13 protein-coding genes are annotated in these 19,486 nt (G+C 39.1%); 7 read left to right on the top strand and 6 right to left on the bottom strand.

Features of this window, described 5'->3' with window-relative positions:
• Window positions 1-44: 44 nt before the first annotated feature.
• Window positions 45-1,070, bottom strand: coding sequence for a LacI family DNA-binding transcriptional regulator (locus L6469_RS10170; RefSeq protein ID WP_006282879.1), 1,026 nt, complete (start codon window positions 1,068-1,070; stop codon window positions 45-47).
• 328 nt (window positions 1,071-1,398) lie between these two features.
• Between L6469_RS10170 and L6469_RS10165 the strand changes: the two genes are divergently transcribed.
• The 7 genes from L6469_RS10165 (at window position 1,399) to L6469_RS10135 (ending at window position 13,197) form a co-directional block, all read left to right on the top strand.
• The gene (locus L6469_RS10165; protein ID WP_237851081.1) at window positions 1,399-4,491 is read left to right on the top strand and encodes a SusC/RagA family TonB-linked outer membrane protein; all 3,093 of its coding nucleotides are present in this window, start codon (window positions 1,399-1,401) and stop codon (window positions 4,489-4,491) included.
• Between the two features lie 20 nt (window positions 4,492-4,511).
• Window positions 4,512-6,125 carry a RagB/SusD family nutrient uptake outer membrane protein gene (locus L6469_RS10160; RefSeq protein WP_006282877.1) on the top strand — a complete coding sequence of 538 codons (1,614 nt, stop codon included), beginning with the start codon at window positions 4,512-4,514 and terminating at the stop codon, window positions 6,123-6,125.
• A 32-nt stretch (window positions 6,126-6,157) separates the two neighbouring features.
• Complete coding sequence (locus L6469_RS10155; RefSeq protein ID WP_006282876.1) at window positions 6,158-7,366, top strand: SusE domain-containing protein; 1,209 nt, start codon at window positions 6,158-6,160, stop codon at window positions 7,364-7,366.
• 51 nt (window positions 7,367-7,417) lie between these two features.
• Window positions 7,418-8,437 carry a lipoprotein gene (locus L6469_RS10150; protein ID WP_006282875.1) on the top strand — a complete coding sequence of 340 codons (1,020 nt, stop codon included), beginning with the start codon at window positions 7,418-7,420 and terminating at the stop codon, window positions 8,435-8,437.
• Window positions 8,438-8,668: 231 nt separating this feature from the next.
• On the top strand, window positions 8,669-10,675 hold the full coding sequence (locus L6469_RS10145; protein WP_006282874.1) for an alpha-amylase family glycosyl hydrolase: 2,007 nt from the start codon (window positions 8,669-8,671) through the stop codon (window positions 10,673-10,675).
• A gap of 114 nt (window positions 10,676-10,789) precedes the next feature.
• Window positions 10,790-11,905 carry an arabinogalactan endo-beta-1,4-galactanase gene (locus L6469_RS10140; RefSeq protein WP_006282873.1) on the top strand — a complete coding sequence of 372 codons (1,116 nt, stop codon included), beginning with the start codon at window positions 10,790-10,792 and terminating at the stop codon, window positions 11,903-11,905.
• Window positions 11,902-13,197 (top strand): glycosyl hydrolase 53 family protein, encoded by a 1,296-nt coding sequence (locus L6469_RS10135; protein ID WP_006282872.1) that lies wholly within the window; start codon window positions 11,902-11,904, stop codon window positions 13,195-13,197. The genes L6469_RS10140 and L6469_RS10135 overlap by 4 nt, the downstream gene beginning before the upstream one ends.
• Window positions 13,198-13,288: 91 nt before the next feature.
• Here the strand turns inward: L6469_RS10135 and L6469_RS10130 are convergent, their stop codons facing one another.
• The 5 genes from L6469_RS10130 to L6469_RS10110 all read right to left on the bottom strand — a co-directional run bounded on the left by L6469_RS10130 (window position 13,289) and on the right by L6469_RS10110 (window position 19,486).
• Window positions 13,289-14,410 carry an efflux RND transporter periplasmic adaptor subunit gene (locus L6469_RS10130; protein ID WP_074548200.1) on the bottom strand — a complete coding sequence of 374 codons (1,122 nt, stop codon included), beginning with the start codon at window positions 14,408-14,410 and terminating at the stop codon, window positions 13,289-13,291.
• 42 nt (window positions 14,411-14,452) lie between these two features.
• Window positions 14,453-15,697 (bottom strand): ABC transporter permease, encoded by a 1,245-nt coding sequence (locus L6469_RS10125; RefSeq protein ID WP_006281283.1) that lies wholly within the window; start codon window positions 15,695-15,697, stop codon window positions 14,453-14,455.
• Window positions 15,694-16,956, bottom strand: a complete 1,263-nt coding sequence (locus L6469_RS10120) for an ABC transporter permease (RefSeq protein WP_006281284.1) — start codon at window positions 16,954-16,956, stop codon at window positions 15,694-15,696. The genes L6469_RS10125 and L6469_RS10120 overlap by 4 nt, the downstream gene beginning before the upstream one ends.
• Before the next feature lie 12 nt (window positions 16,957-16,968).
• Complete coding sequence (locus tag L6469_RS10115; protein WP_006281285.1) at window positions 16,969-17,694, bottom strand: ABC transporter ATP-binding protein; 726 nt, start codon at window positions 17,692-17,694, stop codon at window positions 16,969-16,971.
• A gap of 115 nt (window positions 17,695-17,809) precedes the next feature.
• Window positions 17,810-19,486: an ABC transporter ATP-binding protein gene (locus tag L6469_RS10110; protein WP_006281286.1), complete on the bottom strand. Its 1,677-nt coding sequence runs from the start codon at window positions 19,484-19,486 to the stop codon at window positions 17,810-17,812.

The raw sequence follows: 19,486 nt of genomic DNA, 5'->3' as shown, positions 1-19,486 counted from the left end.
AGATTGCTTAAGACAACATTTTTCTCCAAGAGAAACTACTATATTTATCGAGTAGTGCCACGAATCACGAGACGAGTACGCACCACTCTCTTTTCAACTTTATCTTTAGGAATAGATCCTTCTACATGACCTATCAAAATATTGGCAGCTTCCTCACCAACCAGTGTACCTCGTTGCTCAACAGTAGTAAGCATCGGGTCACAAGCCTTAGCACGATTACCATTAGTAAAACCACAAATGGAAATATCATCAGGTATACGAAACCCCATGCGTTTAGCTGTATAGAGAATACCTATAGCCGTATCATCATTGATAGCAAAAAATGCATCTGGACGATTCTCTTTCGATAGAAGATCTGGCGTAATCGCTTCTGCCGAAGCACGATTATCACAGATATGAATCAAACTTTCGTCCAGTTTGAGACCATGCTGCAACAAAGCATCTTTATAACCATTATAACGATTCTTAGCAATTTCCATCGTCATAGAAGAGCCATAGTATGCAATACGTTTACACCCAGTATCAATAAGATGTGTTACAGCTGTAAAAGCGCCCATATAATCATCGACTACTACACGAGAACAGTCTACTCCCGTGCAAATGCGGTCATAAAAAACCAAAGGTACACCACTATTTATTAGTTTCTGAAAATGGTCATGCTTCGTTGTATCTTTAGCTTGTGATACAATGATACCACAAACCTTATTTTTATAAAAAGAATCGCATATTTGCACCTCACGCTCATAGCGCTCATCACTTTGGGCCACCATAATACGATACCCTCTAGCACTAGCCTCTTCTTCGATGCCTGTCAGAATAGAAGCAAAATAATAATGGATAAATTCTGGAATAATCACACCAATAATCTTCATCGGCATAATTTTGCTAAGACGGAGCGCTTCACCTATCACATTCGGATAGAAATTGTGCTCACGTGCATAAGTTTGAATACGATCCCTTTGTTCCTTACTGATACGGGGACTATCCTTCAATGCTCGCGAAACGGTAGCGACTGATACATGCAGTTCGCGAGCTATATCTTTCATTGTTATAGGCGATTGTTCTTTCATAGGTTATGTGAGCAAAAAATACTTTTTATAGCATTCCATGCAAAGATATACAAAAGTAAGATATGTCGTTTTTATTGGATATTAAATTGAAAAGGAAAAGTGCGCAAACGTTTGCGCAAATTAAGATGCAGTTTTAATATTGAAAGAGAACAAACAATCGTTAATTAGTATATATTTGCATCGAAATATTATGCCAAAAGGACATACCGCCAGAACCTAGCGAGACATATATATACTATCTTTATGCGACGCTTATCTATGTCCAGGCCTATTAAATACAGAATAATAACTAAAAACAATAATACGTTAACTAAAAAATCAAAGCAAAATGAAGCAGGTAAATTTCAAATTGCCTCTAAGGAGTTTCGCTATTGCTAGTGGAATATTCCTTTCAGCTACAGCCCTTGCACAATCTAATACTGCAAAAGGACAAGTTAAGGATGCTACTGGAGAACCTGTTATCGGTGCAACAATCATGGCTAACGGTAAAGCTGTAGGTGTAACCGATTTCGACGGTAACTATTCTGTAAACGTCCCTAAGGGAACTGAGCTTACTATTACTTATGTAGGCATGATACCTATGAAAGTAAAAGCAGGCGAAAATCAAGTCATTACTCTTACCGCTGACGACAAGACACTAAACGAAGTTGTTGTTATCGGTTATGGTGCCGTGAAAAAATCTGACTTGACGGGCTCTGTATCAGCCTTAAAACCTGATGGTAAAAATAAAGGTGTTGTTGTCAATGCACAGGATATGCTTGCCGGTAAGGTTGCCGGTGTAAGTGTAACGAGCAACGATGGTACACCAGGTGGTGCTACGACCATGCGTATTCGTGGTGGTTCTTCACTTAACGCTTCAAATGACCCTCTGATTGTTATTGACAATGTACCAATTGATAATAACGGTGTAAAAGGTCTTTCCAATATTCTCTCAGCTATCAATCCTCAAGATATCGAGAGTTTCAACATTTTGAAGGATGCTTCTGCTACAGCTATTTATGGTTCTCGTGGCTCTAATGGTGTTATTATCATCACTACCAAAAAAGGGCATAAAGGTGGTGTAAAAGTTTCATACAATGGAAGCATGACCATCAGTATGAAAAAGAAAACTGTTGATGTACTCAATGGTGATGAATTCCGCGCTTTAATTAAAGAAAAATGGGGAGAAAACTCTGATGCTTATAATGCATTGGGTACAGCTAATACAGATTGGCAGGATCTAATTTATCGCACTGCTATTAGTCAAGATCATGGTGTAACTATTTCTGGTTCTGCAGGTGCTTATTTGCCTTATCGTGTACCTCTTGGCTATACTGATCAGCAAGGTATCTTGAAGACTTCTGACTTCAAGCGTTACACAGCTTCATTCAACTTGAATCCTTCTTTGCTGGATAATCACTTAAACATCAACCTGAATGCTAAGGGAATGTATGCTCATAGCAAGTATGCAGATACTGATGCAATCAGTGCAGCTGTAAACATGGACCCTACACAGGATCCGTATTCTTATACCTCAAATTATCACAAAACTACTTACGGTGATAATCTGACAGGTCTGCTTAACAATTTCAATGGCTTTTTTGCATGGCCAAAATCGGGTAACTATGGTGATCCGACATGGCCTTATACTTATAATGAATTGGCAACCAAGAACCCACTATCTGTACTCAGTGAGAAAAACGACCGTGCTAACAGCCGTGAGTTTATCGGTAGTGCCGACTTCGATTACAAAGTACATGGCTTTGAGGATTTGAGACTTCATGCTACTTTAGGTGCCGATATTGCTAAGGGTAAACAGACTACAGACTATTCACCATCTTTCCAAAATAATAATAATGCATACTATGGAAATTATGGATGGGAATCTATTTTGAAGAGAAACCTCTCTTTAAGTACATATGCTCAATATTTCCACGACTTTAACGATAAGGCCAAAAATCACTTTGATATCATGGCTGGTTACGAATGGCAACATTTCTGGAGTAGTACTAGAAATAACTACTGGGGATATTACGGCATAAATAGCACATTAACTGATGCCAAAGGCAACAGTCTAGCTGGTCAGAAATACAATGAATCCAACTATGCTACCAAAACAGAAAACTATCTAGTATCTTTCTTCGGACGTGCCAACTGGAGTCTTATGGATCGTTACTATGTAACTGCTACTGTCCGTGATGACGGTTCTTCACGCTTTAAGGATCATTGGGCTGTATTCCCATCTTTTGCTTTCGCTTGGAAAATCAATGAAGAAAACAAATTCAAGGAGATAAAATGGTTGTCAGACTTGAAACTTCGTCTTGGTTGGGGTAAAACAGGTCAGCAAGATGTCAATAATGATTACGCATGGATTCCTACTTACACCATTAACACTGGTACGGGAGCATACTATTATGCAGATGGCGATGGTGTACTATACAGACCAGACAACTATACACCTGATTTGAAATGGGAAACCACAACTACTTATAACTTAGGTTTAGACTGGGGTATTAACAATCAGCGTCTCTCTGGTACTATAGACTGGTATTATCGTGAAACTACAGACCTATTGAACTACGCTCCAACAGAAGCACTCTCTGCTTTCCGCAATCAGGCTTGGCAAAATATCGGTTCTATGAAAAATACTGGTGTCGAGGCTGCAATCAGTTGGAAGGCTATTCAAAGTAAAGATTGGTATTGGACTATTGATGCTAACTTTACTTATAATGCTAACACTATTACTGATTTATCAGGCACAAGTTCAGACGGAAGTCCTGTTGCTAATACCAATATAAAAATTGGTACAGATAAATACTTAGAATACAATCAGGTAGGTCATCCTATGAACTCCTTCTGGGTATTCCAGCAAGCATACGACGAAAATGGAAAGGCTATTGAGAATGCAGTAGTAGACCGTAATGGTGATGGTCAGATTACCAATGATGACCGTTACTTCTATAAAAGTCCAGCAGCACCAATTACCGTTGGTTTATCTTCTCGCTTAGAATATAAGAACTGGGATTTCAGTTTCTCTATGCGCGGTAACATTGGTAACTATGTTTATGATGCTGTAAGTCAGGGATTCCACAATGTAAGTGCTAATGCTCTGTGGGCATCAACCAACTTCTTGATTAATAAAACTTCTGATGCCGTACTCGACAATTGGCAGACCGATGACGTATCAGCTATTCTTTCAGACCGTTGGATTCACAATGCTTCTTTCTTAAAAATGGAGAACATCACTTTAGGCTATACATTCGATAAGCTCTTCAAATCAGGCAATTGGCATGGAGTGAGTGGACGTGTCTACGCAACTGCTTCTAATGTATTTACCATTACCAAGTATGACGGTCTGGATCCTGAAGTTTACAATGGATACGACAACAATATCTATCCACGCCCATTCTCTGTTATCGTTGGTCTGAATCTTAACTTCTAACCTTTTTAGCGAAATCAATCATGAATAAAAATATAAAAAGTCTACTTAGTGTAGCTGTCATAGCTCTATCTTTGAGCACGACATCATGTACGGGTGATTTGGACGTAACACCTATCAACCCTAATATGAACACAGAAGTTCTATCATACGCACTTTTTAACAAATGCTATGCAAACTTAGCTATGGCCGGTAATAGCACAGGTGATGACAAATGTGATATTGATGGCTTGGATGGTGGAACATCAGGCTTCGTTCGCCAGTTGTGGAATTCCAACGAGTTGACAACCGACGAAGCTATCTGCCACTGGGGAGATGATGGTATACGCCAATACTGCTATAATACCTACGATGCTAGCCATCCTATGCTGAATGGTTTATATGCCCGCCTTACTACAGGTATTTCTTACTGTAATCAATATATCAATGAATGTGGCGCAGAAGATGCTACAAAAACTGCAGAAATTCGCTTCATTCGTGCTTTGGAATACTATTTTCTGATGGATGCTTTTGGCAATATACCTTTTGCCACAGAATTAACAAATCCAACACGTAAGACCCGCGCTGAAATGTATGAATGGTTGGAGTCCGAGCTTCTCGAAATCGAACCTGAAATGTCTGAAGCTAAAGCCAAGAATTCTTCTGATGCAGGCTACTACCGCGCAGACAAAGCAGCAGTATGGATGCTTCTATCTCGCTTATATCTCAATGCAGAGGTCTACACAGGCACAGCGCAGTGGTCTAAAGCAGCAGAATATGCAAAAAAAGTAATCGATTCTGATTATCAGTTGAATACTACTGGTAGTGGAAAATGGAGCGCATATCAGATGTTGTTTATGGGCGACAATGGTGAGACTTCTGCAGCTAAAGAAGGTATTTTCCGTATCGGACAAGATGGTTCTACTACAACCTCGTGGGCTGGTACATTGTTCCTGATGGCATCTACTTTCGATGGTAATATGAATGCAGACGTTTCTGGTACCTATGCCAAAGATGCTACCAATGGTACCGGTCAGACCTGGGGCGGTAACCGAGCTCGTACTGATTTAATCAACAAGTTCTTTCCAAATAATGATGCACCAAATGTCAGCTGTACAGAAATGCCAGAAGCTGCAGGTGACGATCGTGCTATCTTTGATGGCAAAGATCGCAAACTTGACAATGGTGACGGTTGCCTTGGAACCTTCACTGATGGTTTTGCCGTAGCAAAATGGATAAACTTTAAGACCGATGGTTCTGCAGGTCACAATGATACCTATCCTGACACAGACTTTTTCCTCTTCCGCAAAGCAGAAGCATATCTTACCTACGCAGAAGCTACAGCCCGCGCCAATGGTGGAACGCTTACCTCTGAAGGTGTAGCGGCTGTCAATGCACTTCGTGCTCGTGCGCATGCAGAACAGAAGGCAGGCTATACACTCTCAGAACTCTGTGATGAGTGGAGCCGCGAGTTCTACTTCGAGGGACTTCGTCGTCCTACTTTGATTCGTTTCGGTCGTTTCGGAGGTAATAACAATTATAACTGGAGCTATAAAGGCGGTACTAAAGCTGGTCGTAACTTTAGCGCAGACAAGAATATCTTCGCTATCCCAGCAGAACAGGTTACTTCTACTATCACCCAGAATCCAGGGTATTAATCTATATCGATTTCATAAAAAAAAGAATTACAATGAAAAATATATTAAAATCAACTATACTGTTGCTATGCGGTACCTTTGTTATGGCTTCATGTAGTGACGATCGTGAGAACAATCCCGTTCTCTTATCACCTACTACCTTTACCATGAATGTACCTACGTATTCTACCCAGACAATAGATTTGGCAACATCATCGGCTCTCGACTTTACATGGTCGCAGCCTGCTTATGGATACCCTGCAGCTGCAGAATATCAAGTACAGTTCTCACCTGACAATAGTTGGACAGTTTCTACAGATGAAGCCAATGCAGACAAATCGGGTACTTTAAAGGCCGATTATGCCAATGTAGGCTTAGCCACGAGTACATGTAATGCCTCTGTAGAAGCGGTCGATATCGATAAAGCTATTCAGCAAATCAAACAATACAAAGAAGATGAAGTTCCTGCTAATCTTAAGGTTTATGCTCGTGCGTATGCCGTATATGCAGGCGATACCATCTACTCTAACGCTGTATCGTTCAATGTTGCACCTTACTATGTAGAATTACAGGATGCAGCTCCAGAACTTTGGTATCTCATCGGTAGCTGTATTGGTGATGGTTCTTGGAAAGCAGATCAGGTAATCCCTATGTATACTATCGCAGGTAATGAATATGATTCTAAGACCGGTCAGGGTGTCATTTCTTGGACAGGTTATCTTACCACAGACGGCTTTAAACTCGTTAAGACTCCTGGTGCCTGGAATGATCAGATCGGTTCCTCTGATGGTGGTGTCGACCTTGTTAAGAATAATGGTGGTTCTTCTAATATCTGTGTCCCTACTAACGGTATTTACACCATTACTATCGATACCAAGGCTCTTGCTGGTATAGCCGCTGAAGCTTCTTGCAATAATGCCATCAAGATTGAAGCTTACACCGGTACTCCTAAAGTATTTACCTCTATGGCTATCCCTGGCTCTGAAAATAAATGGAATCAAGTTACAGGTAATGTTATGTCACCACTCAATTCTTCCGTAGAAAACCATGACTGGACAACTACTGTAACTTATAACGCTGACGCTGCCAGCTCTGATGGCTGTAAGTTTGCCGCTAATGGAACATGGGATTCCAGTTGGGGTTCAAGCAGCTTCCCTTATGGTACAGGAACAAATGGAGGCTCTAATATTCCATTCAAGGCTGGTACATATAAAGTATACTTGAACGATATTACTGGCCAGTATATGTTTATAAAACAATAATACAATGGTAGGGGTGGATTTCTCCACTCCTACACTTTAAAAGATAATAGCATGAAAAAAATATTTTATATCATAGGAATAGCTTTAACTCTAGCCAGCTGTCAACAGACTGGTTACGAACCTTGGGCTGACATACAGAGCAATACTGAGAATGCAGAAACGGTTACGTTAACTGTCTCAGAAGCACCAGCTATCGACTTTGCTACAGTTTCCACTGATTCTGTACAGTTATTTATCCCAACAGTAACATCTTCTGTCAAAACAACCGATAACTTTGTTGCCAAACTTGTAAATGGTGATAAATCTGAAGCCATCAATGCAGACTCTGCTGGATATGTTGCTGCTAACGAGTTGAAGACAGCTATACAAAAATTATATGGTAAAAAACCAGAAGAACGTGATGTAAATATTGTAGTTACAGGGTATTCGCTCATTGGCACTCAGAGTATTCTGAATACAGCCAATGTCAAGGCCAAAATAACACTAGACAATACTTTCACTGAATTCATTTACGAAATTGGTGAGAACACTACTTGGGGTGACGCTCTTGCACTATATGGACCAGACTTCGATGGTAAATATTATGGTGCTTTGTACTTGAAATCTGGCTTCAAATTCCGCTCAAATCTCGGCAATTGGGATGGCGAACTTAACCTAGGTCTTGATAGCAATGGAAATTTAATCAGCGATGGTGGATCTAGCAACATCACACTGGATGAAAATGGTTTCTACAACGTTACTGTTAATGTTGCTGATATGACTTACACACTCAAAAAGTTTGAGTATATCGAGATTATTGGTGACGGTCAAGGTAGTTGGGATAACGGAACCAAGATGACCTACAACGAAGCAGACAGAACCTGGGTAGCCGACAACGTTACCTTATCAAACGGCTCTATTAAGTTCCGTTCTGATGGAAATTGGGACAATGTCAACATCGGTGGTTCGTTGAATAATCTCGTTCAGGGCTCTAACGACAATATTCCTGTAACTGCTGGTACTTATAAGGTGGTATTACATCTTGAGAATGCTGCAGAAAAAGCTCCTTATGCAGAACTGATTGCTAAGTAAACTCTTATTTACTCTATATCTAAAGAGGGAAGAAAAAAGATCATATTTTCTTCCCTCTTTTCATAGATTTATCCTTTATATCTACTTTTTAGGCTTTAATAAGAACAACTTGTTATTGCTAACGTTTGCAAACGTTTGCACAAAGATAATTTGTTGATTTGTAAGAATTGAGAACAATCAACCACATTATGTGGTAAATTTGGAGATGAATAATAAAAAAACTAAACCTATATGAAAAAAATCTATTCCACAGCTTTTGCTCTGTTTATGTCAACTAGCTGCATGCTGGCACAAGGTTGGCCTGCTAATTATAGTGGTGTAATGTTACAAGGATTCTACTGGGACTCATATACAGATAGTAAATGGACCAAACTGGAGAAACTTGCAGACGACCTTAGTCAGTATTTCTCCCTCGTATGGGTTCCGCAGAGTGGTAAATGCCTAGAAAGTTACAACACTATGGGGTATACGCCTTATTATTACTTCAATCAAAATTCGAGTTTTGGTACAGAGGCGCAACTTCGTTCGATGATTAAAACCTTTAAAGAAAAAAATATTGGAACTATCGCTGATGTAGTTATCAATCATCATAACACTGACGGTTGGTTTAATATGCCAGCCGAAACTTATAATGGTGTAACTTACCAGCTAAAATCTACTGATATTGTTGGCGATGATGATGATGGGGCAACCTTAACACAAGCTAACTCCAGTGGAGTATCACTCAGCACGAATAATGATGAAGGCGAAGGTTGGCTAGGTATGCGAGATCTCGATCACCAAAGTTCCAATGTACAGACGATTGTGAAGGCATACGAAAAATATCTTAAAGATGATTTAGGATATATAGGTTTCCGCTATGATATGGTCAAAGGCTTTGATGCTTCGCATATTGCAGACTACAATGATGCCTCTGGCATAGAATACTCTGTAGGCGAATACTGGGATAACAATACCAAAATAGAAAATTGGATTGATGCAACCAACAAAAAGAGTGCAGCTTTCGATTTCCAGTTCAGGTATAATGTTCGCGATGCCATTAATAAAAGTGACTGGAGTCAACTGAAGTCAGACAACAACTTGGTACACGATGAAAACTATCGTCAATATTCCGTTACCTTCGTAGAAAATCACGATACACAATATCGCGATGCCAACAACCCACTCGACCCTATCAAAAAGGACACACTAGCCGCCAATGCTTATCTACTCGCCATGCCTGGTACACCATGTGTATTCTACAAACATTATTTAGCTTATCCTAACGAGATTAAGGCGATGATCGATGCACGTAAGGCTGCAGGTATCACTAATACTAGTTCTTATAGCAACTTCAGAAGTACTACAGGCTATTTTGCCAACAAGGTATCGGGCTCCAAAGCAAATCTTGTAGTATATGTTGGCAGCGGCTTTACTGCTCCAAGTACTAGTTTGTATAAGCAAATTCTAAGTGGTCCAAACTATGCATACTACATGTCATTATCTGCCGAAATACCTTTTATAGATCAGCCATCAGGCTCTTACGATACAGATATAAAAACAACACTCACTGCCGTATCAGAAGATGCCAACGCTAAACTGGTATATACCCTTGACGGTACAGAACCAACAGCCTCAAGTACCACGGTTAATAGTGGTGAAACCATAACCATCGCTTATGCACAGGGTACATCTACAACTCTTAAAGTAGCTTTACTCAAAGAGGGTACGGTAAGCAGCAGCATTACTCGCACTTATACTTTTCCTACACCAAAGCAAATAGAATTTGAAACGCCTGCTACAGGCTATACCTATACGGCTTACTTCGTTGCACCTGTTACCTGGGGGGAATCTGTAGATGTGTATGCATGGGTTTGGGATAGCAATAATAACTATACTGGTGGTAACTGGCCAGGCGATAACGAACATGTATATTGTATCGGTCAGAACGATAATGGACAATATATCTGGCAGTGGTGCTACTATGGTGAGCTAACTTCTACACCTTCCAATATTATATTCAACAATGGCAGTGGAGGTACCAATAACCAGACCAACGATAAGATATTTACCAATGGAGGCTGGTATCAAATGAACAGTACTACATCGGATGAACCGACCCTGGGTGTTGATGATATAGAAAGCCAAATATCATCTACAATTAACAAAGGTACACGATACAACCTCTCAGGTCAGCATGTGACCGAAGGTTACAAAGGTATTGTCATTCAAAATGGCAAAAAATTCATTGTTAAATAAACAAACTTTCTATCATTCATTATTGAAACACAGAACAGTGCATACTTTCTTCATAAAGCTATGCACTGTTTCTTTATAAATTTGTAACTTTGCATCATACTAATCATATCATTAATGAAAAACTACATTTTTTTGTTCATACTCTTCTTATATTCTTTTTATTTCTCTTCAACTATAAAAGCCCAGAAATACTTTGGAGGTGATGCTTCTATGTTACCTACTTATGAAAAACAAGGTAATATCTATTATACAGAAAAAGGGAAAGCAATGCCATTTCTTGATATGGTCAAAGAAAGCGGATGGAATACCATTCGTGTACGCCTATTTGTAGAGCCCCAATATGCACCTCAAGCTCATCAGGACGAAGGTGTAATTCAGGATTTAGCCTATATTATTCCCTTCTGCCAACAAATACAGGACAAAGGCATGGATATCATGCTCGACTTCCATTATAGTGATACTTGGGCTGACCCTGGCAAGCAATTTATACCGAAAAGCTGGCTTAAGGCTTCAAAAGATGCACTCGCCGACTCTGTATACAATTATACCAAGCGTAGCTTAATAACCCTAAAGAATTATGGTATCACACCAAAATTTATCCAGGTAGGTAACGAAATAACTTTTGGAATGCTTTGGCCTGCGGGTAAAGTAAATCCCTTAGAAAACGATAATTGGGATTATCTCACCCAATATATCAGGAGTGGCAGCAAAGCTTGCAGAGAAATTTGTCCACAGTCTAAAATTATTATCCATACCGAACATGCTCAACAACTCAAGACCACATTGAGCTACTATAACCATCTGAAAGAATATGGAGTAGATTACGATATTATCGGTCTGAGCTACTATCCGATGTGGCATGGCTCTATCCCGCATCTGAGAAGAGTTCTCAACGCATTATCTGATCAATATCCAGATAAAAAAATCATGATTACAGAAACAGCTTTCTATTATTCACACCAAAAAGACCAATGGGCTAAAAGTGCAAACCAATACGGCCAATATTATTCTATTACTCCAAAAGGACAGGCTAAATTTACCCGTAAATTGATTACAATGCTTAATAAACAGCACAATGTTATTGGTGTTTTCTGGTGGTTCCCTGAAGAGAACGAAAGTAAATATCCTGTTCTAAAAGGCTGGATTAATCGAGGCTTATTTGATAATAATAACGGAAAAGCGCTTCCTGCTTTCTATGAATTTATAAAATATAAAAAAAGCTTACCATGAAATTACTGAATATGTATGCAACAGCCTTACTCTGCTGCACTCTTAGTAACGTATCTGCACAAAAATATGCTGGTGGCGATATTTCATTATTACCTACTTACGAGGAACGTGGAGCTAAGTATTTTACACACGAAGGCGAACCCATTACTAATGTCCTTGACTATCTGAAAGACCAAGGATGGAATGCACAACGTGTCCGCCTGTTTGTAGATCCGAACAATGCTTCTGACGAAGCTAAGGAACAAGGGGTGCGACAGGATTTAGCTTACATTCTCAAACTAGCTAAGCGTATCAAAGAAGCTGGCTTTGCTCTCATTTTAGACTTTCATTATAGTGATACGTGGGCGGACCCAAGTAACCAATGGACACCTGATGACTGGAAAAATCTAAATAATGTTCAACTGGGTGAAAAGCTCTATAGCTATACTAAGGATGTACTCGAACAACTAGTAGCAGAAGGGGCTACCCCTGACTTTATCCAAACTGGCAATGAAATAAGCTATGGTATGGATTGGGGGACTTCTGCTTTAGACGCCAAATACTGCTACCCTTCCAATCAGTATACCTCTAACTGGACCCGGTTTAATAGTCTTCTCCAAAAGGCTACTGCAGCTTGCCGAGAGGTATGTCCAAATGCTAAAATAATACTACATACAGAACGTGTATCTTCGAATACAGATTTACAAAAAGATAATAGTAATTATAACGCCTTGACCTATTTTTGCAACAATATGAAGGATAATGCCATCGATTATGATATCATAGGCCTGAGTTATTATCCTTATTATCATGGTGACCTGAGTCAACTGGAAGGCGCTATTAAGAAAATAGAAAATTATAACAAAGATATTATGCTGGTAGAAACTGGTTATCCTTCACAATGGCCAGTTAGTGATGCTTATGACTATACGAAAACCTTTCCTTATACAGATGCCGGCCAGAAAGCTTACACAGACTCACTGGTTACGATGCTCAATAAATACGACAAGGTAATAGGCCTATTCTGGTGGTTCCCCGAAGCCAATGAATATAATATAGACTGGGCTACTAATCATGTTACTAAAGAATGGTATCATGCAACTCTTTTCAATAATCAAGATGGAAAAGCATTCAGTGCTATTTCGTCTTTGAAAAATTTTATATCTGACCCTACGGGTATTATAAACGTAAATATGGATAATAAGATATCTACAGACAATAGTTGGTACACCTTACAAGGTATAAAACTTCAAGGTGAACCTCAACAAAAAGGCTTCTATATCTATCAAGGGAAGAAAATTATCAAACGATAAATCAACACTGCCGAAAAATATAAACTAAAAACTTAAATTAGATTATTAGTTTATATTTTTCGGCAGTACTGTTATAGATTAAATATAATCTTTATTTATTCTCTGAAGAATCAGTATCAGCGACCTTTTTAGGTCCACGGACCTTATCCTTAGCAGTTATACCACTCTTTATTTCAATATTAATACCATCGCTCAAACCTGTTGTTACCTTAGTACGTTTATAAGTTTTCTTTTCACCTTCACCCTTGATGACATAAACATACGTATCAGAGCCCTGGAACTCAATAGCACTCTCCGGAACAGTAAGAACATGATTAGCTTGTGCTAAAACAATCTCTGCATTTGCACTATATCCAGAACGGATCTTGTTACCGTCTACCCCTTTGATTGCAGCTTTAATCTCAAACTGGTTAGCCCCATTACTCGTTTCTGCCTTAGGAGCTATATACTCCAAAGACGCTGTCAGCTTTTCATCCTGAAGAGCACCAATCGTAATTTTCATCGGCATACCAGTAACCAACTTTCCGACTTCAGTTTCGTCGATATTACCATCAAAAATCAAGTCACCCATATTAGCAACTGTAGCAATAGTAGTACCATCATTAAAAGTATTACTCAATATGACCGTATTACCTACCTTCACTGGAATATCAAGGATAAGACCTGAGATCGTAGATCGAATCAATGTACTACTCATATCAGCATTACTACTGGATACACCTTCGCGTACAACTTCTAAGTTATCGTTGGCAGCCTGCAATTCTTCTGCATCGCGCTGATGTACAATACGAACCTTCTCATACTCATCAGCGCTAACCAACCCCTTGTCGTACAAGAGTTTTTCACGATCTAAATCAGTCTTAGCCTGCTTCAGATTAATTTGAGCCAAACGAACACGAGCCTGTGCACTAGCTAGCGAACTCATGTCTGGAATAACTTTCACCTTAGCAATTACCTCTCCTGCAGTAACCATCTGTCCAGCCTCTTTATATATTTCGGTAATAATACCTGAAATCTGAGGCTTTACAGAAATTTCATTACGTGGTTGAATTTTACCTGTTACCACAGTAGTTTTCTTGATGTCGGTTACTTTCGGAGTAAACTCCTCATACTCCACTGGTTTAGGTTGACTCTGTATCCACAAGAACACAAAAGTACCAATGAAAATCACGGCAACAAGACCAGCAACGATAAACTTAATGTACTTTTTCATATCTAAATAGTATTTATTTTCTTATTAATCTATTAATTAACATTATTCATCTCGCATAGCATCAACTGGCTTGATACTCATAGCACGTAACGCTGGAGCCAATCCTGCCAAAACACCTAACACACTCAACAACAAAAGTGCTCCAATGGCAGTCCAGAACCTAATTTGGTAATGTACAGAAACAATACCATCAGATGTATTGGCCAACTGTAACATTTGGAGAATAAAAACAGCAAAGAGGATACCACTCATACCAGCAACAATAGTAAGCAGAATACTCTCTGTGATAATCTGCGAAAGAATCATCTTTGGTGTAGCACCTATAGCTCGACGTATACCGATCTCCGTAGTTCTCTCACGAACGGTTACCATCATAATATTGCTCACACCGATAGCTCCTGCCAATAACGTTCCAATACCGACAAGCCAGATCAAAAAGTTTACACCACTGAAAAGACTATCAAGCATGCCAAACATTACTTCTGTATTAATAATCGTTATTGCTTTTTCATCATCAGGCGATACATCATGACTATGCCCTATGATCTCACGCATACGTGGCATCAAGTCTTTCATGTGTGCTCCCGCCCGAGCTGTAATACACAAGAGGTCGATATTATCTCCCTGGTTATATAACTGCTGATACAAAGCAGCCGGTACTGCAACTGTCTCTTCGGCAGTACCTCCAATGTTTACACTACCCGAACTATAGTCTACACCTACTACTTGATAATACGAGGAATCAACACGGATTTTCTGTCCACAAGGATCACCACCTCCTGGAAAAAGTGTTTTATACACCTTTTTACCGATGACACATACTCGTCGACGCTGTGCCACATCCATCTCATTTATGTATCGTCCATAGAAAAGTTTCGGTTCTTCTATTTTCTGATATTCAGGCTGTAAACCTTTGAAACTACAAGAAATATTCTTTTCGCCAAAATAAGCAATAGATCCCCATTTCGCTAACATCGGACTAACAACAGTCAGTTCTGGAATCTGTTCCTTAAGACGGGTTACATCCTGCATAGTCAGTCCCCAACTACGCCCTTTACGAAAACCATGATAAGCCTTCGTAGTAGCTTGCGGATAAATAAAAGCACTATTCGTGGCAAACCCTTCGAAGTTTTTAGAAATATTTTCCTTGGTGCCCTGACCGCCACCTATCAAAGCTACCAACATAAAGATACCCCAAAATACACCAAAGCCAGTCAGGAAAGAACGGCCCTTATTACGCGTAATGGTATCGATTATCTCTTTATATGTATCAATATCAAATTTCATTCTGCTCTCAATGCTTCTATAGGTCTAATTTTTGCAGCTTTTCTTGCCGGTATCAATCCAGCTATGGTACCTGCAATAACCATAACCAGAGTAGCTTCGATACAGACATCGATGCCTACTGTAGGATTCAAAAAGGTATGGATAGCCTTACCAGACCCCATCGTAATGGCTTCCTGCCCGATGGTAGCATCCATATACTGATTGGCGGCAATACCCAACAGCATACCAATGTATCCGAAAAAGGTAGTAATGATAATACTTTCTACAATAATCAGGTAAAGAATATTACGTGGTTTTGCACCAATTGCTTTACGAATACCAAATTCACGGGTACGCTCCTTTACAGATATCAGCATAATATTACTTACACCAACAATACCACTGAGCAGGGTAAATATACCCACAATCCATAGAGCGGTACGCACGATACTCATACCTGCATTCATCTGCATATTCATCGTAAAACGATTCCATACCCAAATTGCTTCCTCGTCACCCGGATCGGCATTATGATTTCTATTAAGCACAGATTTATATTCTTTCTCGAAATCCTCATTTGCCTCTTCTGTATCAAGTCCCTTAAAAGAGAAAATGATATTATCAGCTTTATCGCCACGTCCATACATTGTACGAAGCGTGGTAAAGGCTGTATAGGTATCGGTACTCATGCTACTCCCATCACTTTTATTAATACCCACTACCCGATAGGCAAAATTATCTACCTTAACATAGTTACCAATTAAACTGAAGGGTTGATTAGGGGCCAATTCCTTGGCCTGATTTTCACTAATCACGATAGATTTACGCTGTTCGCTATTATCAATATCATTGATAAATCGTCCATGCAACATTTCTATCTTATTGATTTCGCCCACATTAGGATACACACCATACAATGTACTACTTACATAGTTTTCACCATACGTAATGGTTACACCATCCTGTCTAATCTGTGCACCCAAGGTTTCAATATTTTTAGAAAAATGATTCTGAGTAGAACTTATATCGGCATCATTCAAATCTATTGATCTTCCTTCTTTCATACCCTTATACGCCTTAGAGGTCTGTCCACCAAAAATTTGCATAGAATTAGCTAGAAAGCTACCGACATTACTAGTAATACCATTAATAAAACCATTACCAGCTCCAAGCAGGAAAATCAGCATGAAGATACCCCAAGCCACAGCAAAACCCGTTAATGCCGTTCGCAATTTATTGCGACTAGAGGTGGCCCATATTTCTGCAATAATATCTCTCATCGGCTTACGAATTTATTTCATATATCCATTAATGCCAAACGGACTTGCGTGATGATCAAGATTTTCCTCGATATTCTCGATGAGTCCATCCTTGATATGCACAATTTTATTGGTTTCATTAGCCACACCACTCTCATGGGTAACTACAATAATGGTCTTATGCTCTTCCTCATTCAATTGCTTGAGAAGTTGCATTACTTCTACAGAAGTTTTGGAATCGAGTGCACCTGTTGGCTCATCAGCTAGGATTATCTTTGGCTGCGTAATCAGAGCTCTGGCTATAGCAACACGCTGCTTTTGTCCTCCTGACATTTCATTAGGATAATGATCTGCCCACTTAGAAAGTCCAAGTCTGTCTAAATATTCCATAGCCATCTGGTGACGTTTCTTGCGGCCTACTCCTTGATAGAACAGAGGAAGTTCGACATTTTCAACAGCTGTTTTAAAGCCAATCAGATTAAAACTTTGGAAAATAAAGCCAATTAATTTATTTCGATATTCAGCTGCCTTCGTTTCACTCAAATTTTTAATAAGTGTTCCTGCAAGTGTATATTCACCTGTGTCGTAATTATCAAGAATACCTAATATATTCAAGAGTGTAGACTTACCGGAGCCTGAAGCACCCATAATAGAGACGAATTCACCTTCTTCAATGTCTAAATTAATTCCTTTTAATACATGTAAGGGTTGAGCTCCAAAATAGGTCTTATTAATATCATTCAAATGTAGTAAACTCATTGGTTATATAAGTTATTAAATAGTATCAAAGATAACAAATTAGTATGTTTTTACAGAATACTGTTCGCAAAGATACACTTATATATCCAATTATACCAACAATGTGTCAAATATTTTATATTTTTTTGATTTTTAAGATTTGGTCACAATATTCTTTGACAGCTGGTCTATGAGTAATAAAAATTACGGTCTTTCGATGGTTACATAAAAGATTATGCAAAACTTGTTTTTCTGTTTCTGGATCTAGGGCACTAGTGGCCTCATCAAAAAGCATAATACTACGATTGCGCAACAGACTCCGAGCTATAGTAATACGCTGAGCTTGCCCTTCACTTAATCCAGCCCCCCGTTCAGAACAAGGCGTATCTAACCCTTTCGGCAAATCATATACAAAATCGGCACAACACAATCGTAATACTTCCTGTAGCTCTTCTTCTGTAGCATTCTGTTTTCCCAATTTAAGATTATCTCGAATTGTACCACTCATCAAAGTATTACCTTGTGGTACATATACAAGATTACAACGATGACGTGGAGAAATAGGATTACTAATATCTTCATTATAAATTTCAACAGTGCCTTTCTGTGGTTTGATAAGAGCTAATATCAAACGAATAAGAGTTGTTTTTCCTGCACCTGTTTCACCTAATATAGCTGTACTGCTTCCTGGTTTGAAATCAAAGTTTAAATCTTTGATTACCTCATCATCTTGCTGATTGTAAGAATAAGTTACATGATTCAACCGGATTCCACACGGTGCACCAAGAAAAATAGGTTCACCCTGTTCTTCAAGAGGATTTTCTTCTAACTCCATCAAACGTTCTGCTGCAGTAAATACGCTAACAAATGCAGGGATTAACTTTGTAAGATCTCGGGCTGGTCCCTGAATTTTATTAACTAATTGCAGAAACGCCGTCATACCGCCAAATGATAAAGTATGTCTGCTTAAACGAACAGCAGCCCAGAAAAAAGCCACCAAATAACCAAAAGCAAAACCGAAATTGATAATGAAATTACTTAAAACCGTAAACTTCGTTTTACGAATCACATTGCCACGAAGCTCGCTCTGTGTATTTTCTAAACGATTTACCATCTCAACATCACTTTCCATTGTTTTGATAAGCATACGATGCTGAATGGTCTCCTGCAACACACTCTGAACCTTACTATCAGAATCGCGCACCTTGCGGGTAAGCTTACGCATTTGCCCGACATAAATCTTACTGACCGCTACAAATAAAGGCAACATGATAACCACCAACACTGACAGCAATTTATCCATTGAAAATAAATAAAAGAAAGCTCCCAGGAACATGGCTAATACAGATATTGCACTAGAAATAGTTTCTGTTAGAAAAACAACAACATTATTAACATCAAACTCTAACCGGTTGAGCACATCACCTGAATGCATACGTTCGCGCCCACGCCACTCTGAACGCAAGATACGCTCTAACATCTTCTGCTGCATACGATTCTGAGCTTTAATTCCTAATATATTTTTAATCCATACACTAGATATGTTTAAGCCAAAACTAGCTAAGACCAACAGACTTATATATCCAATAGCCAAATAAAGATTGCCCTGAATAACTCCGGAAGCAACATCTATGGCATACTTAAAAGCAGCAACCTGTAACAGACTCACTGCCACAGAAACTAAGCCGACTAAAGCATTGAGCAAGGCCTGTTTTCTATTGCCACACCAAGCTTTCCAAAGCCACCTCATAATAGCCCTAGAACCATACTTATATTTAGGAATATGGATAAATTTGTGCAGAAAATGTTTCAT

The sequence above is a fragment of the Segatella baroniae B14 genome (assembly GCF_022024235.1).
GTDB lineage: Bacteria > Bacteroidota > Bacteroidia > Bacteroidales > Bacteroidaceae > Prevotella > Prevotella bryantii.
Note: the sequence above shows the minus strand (reverse complement) of the source record. Positions and strands in the feature narration are given on the sequence as shown.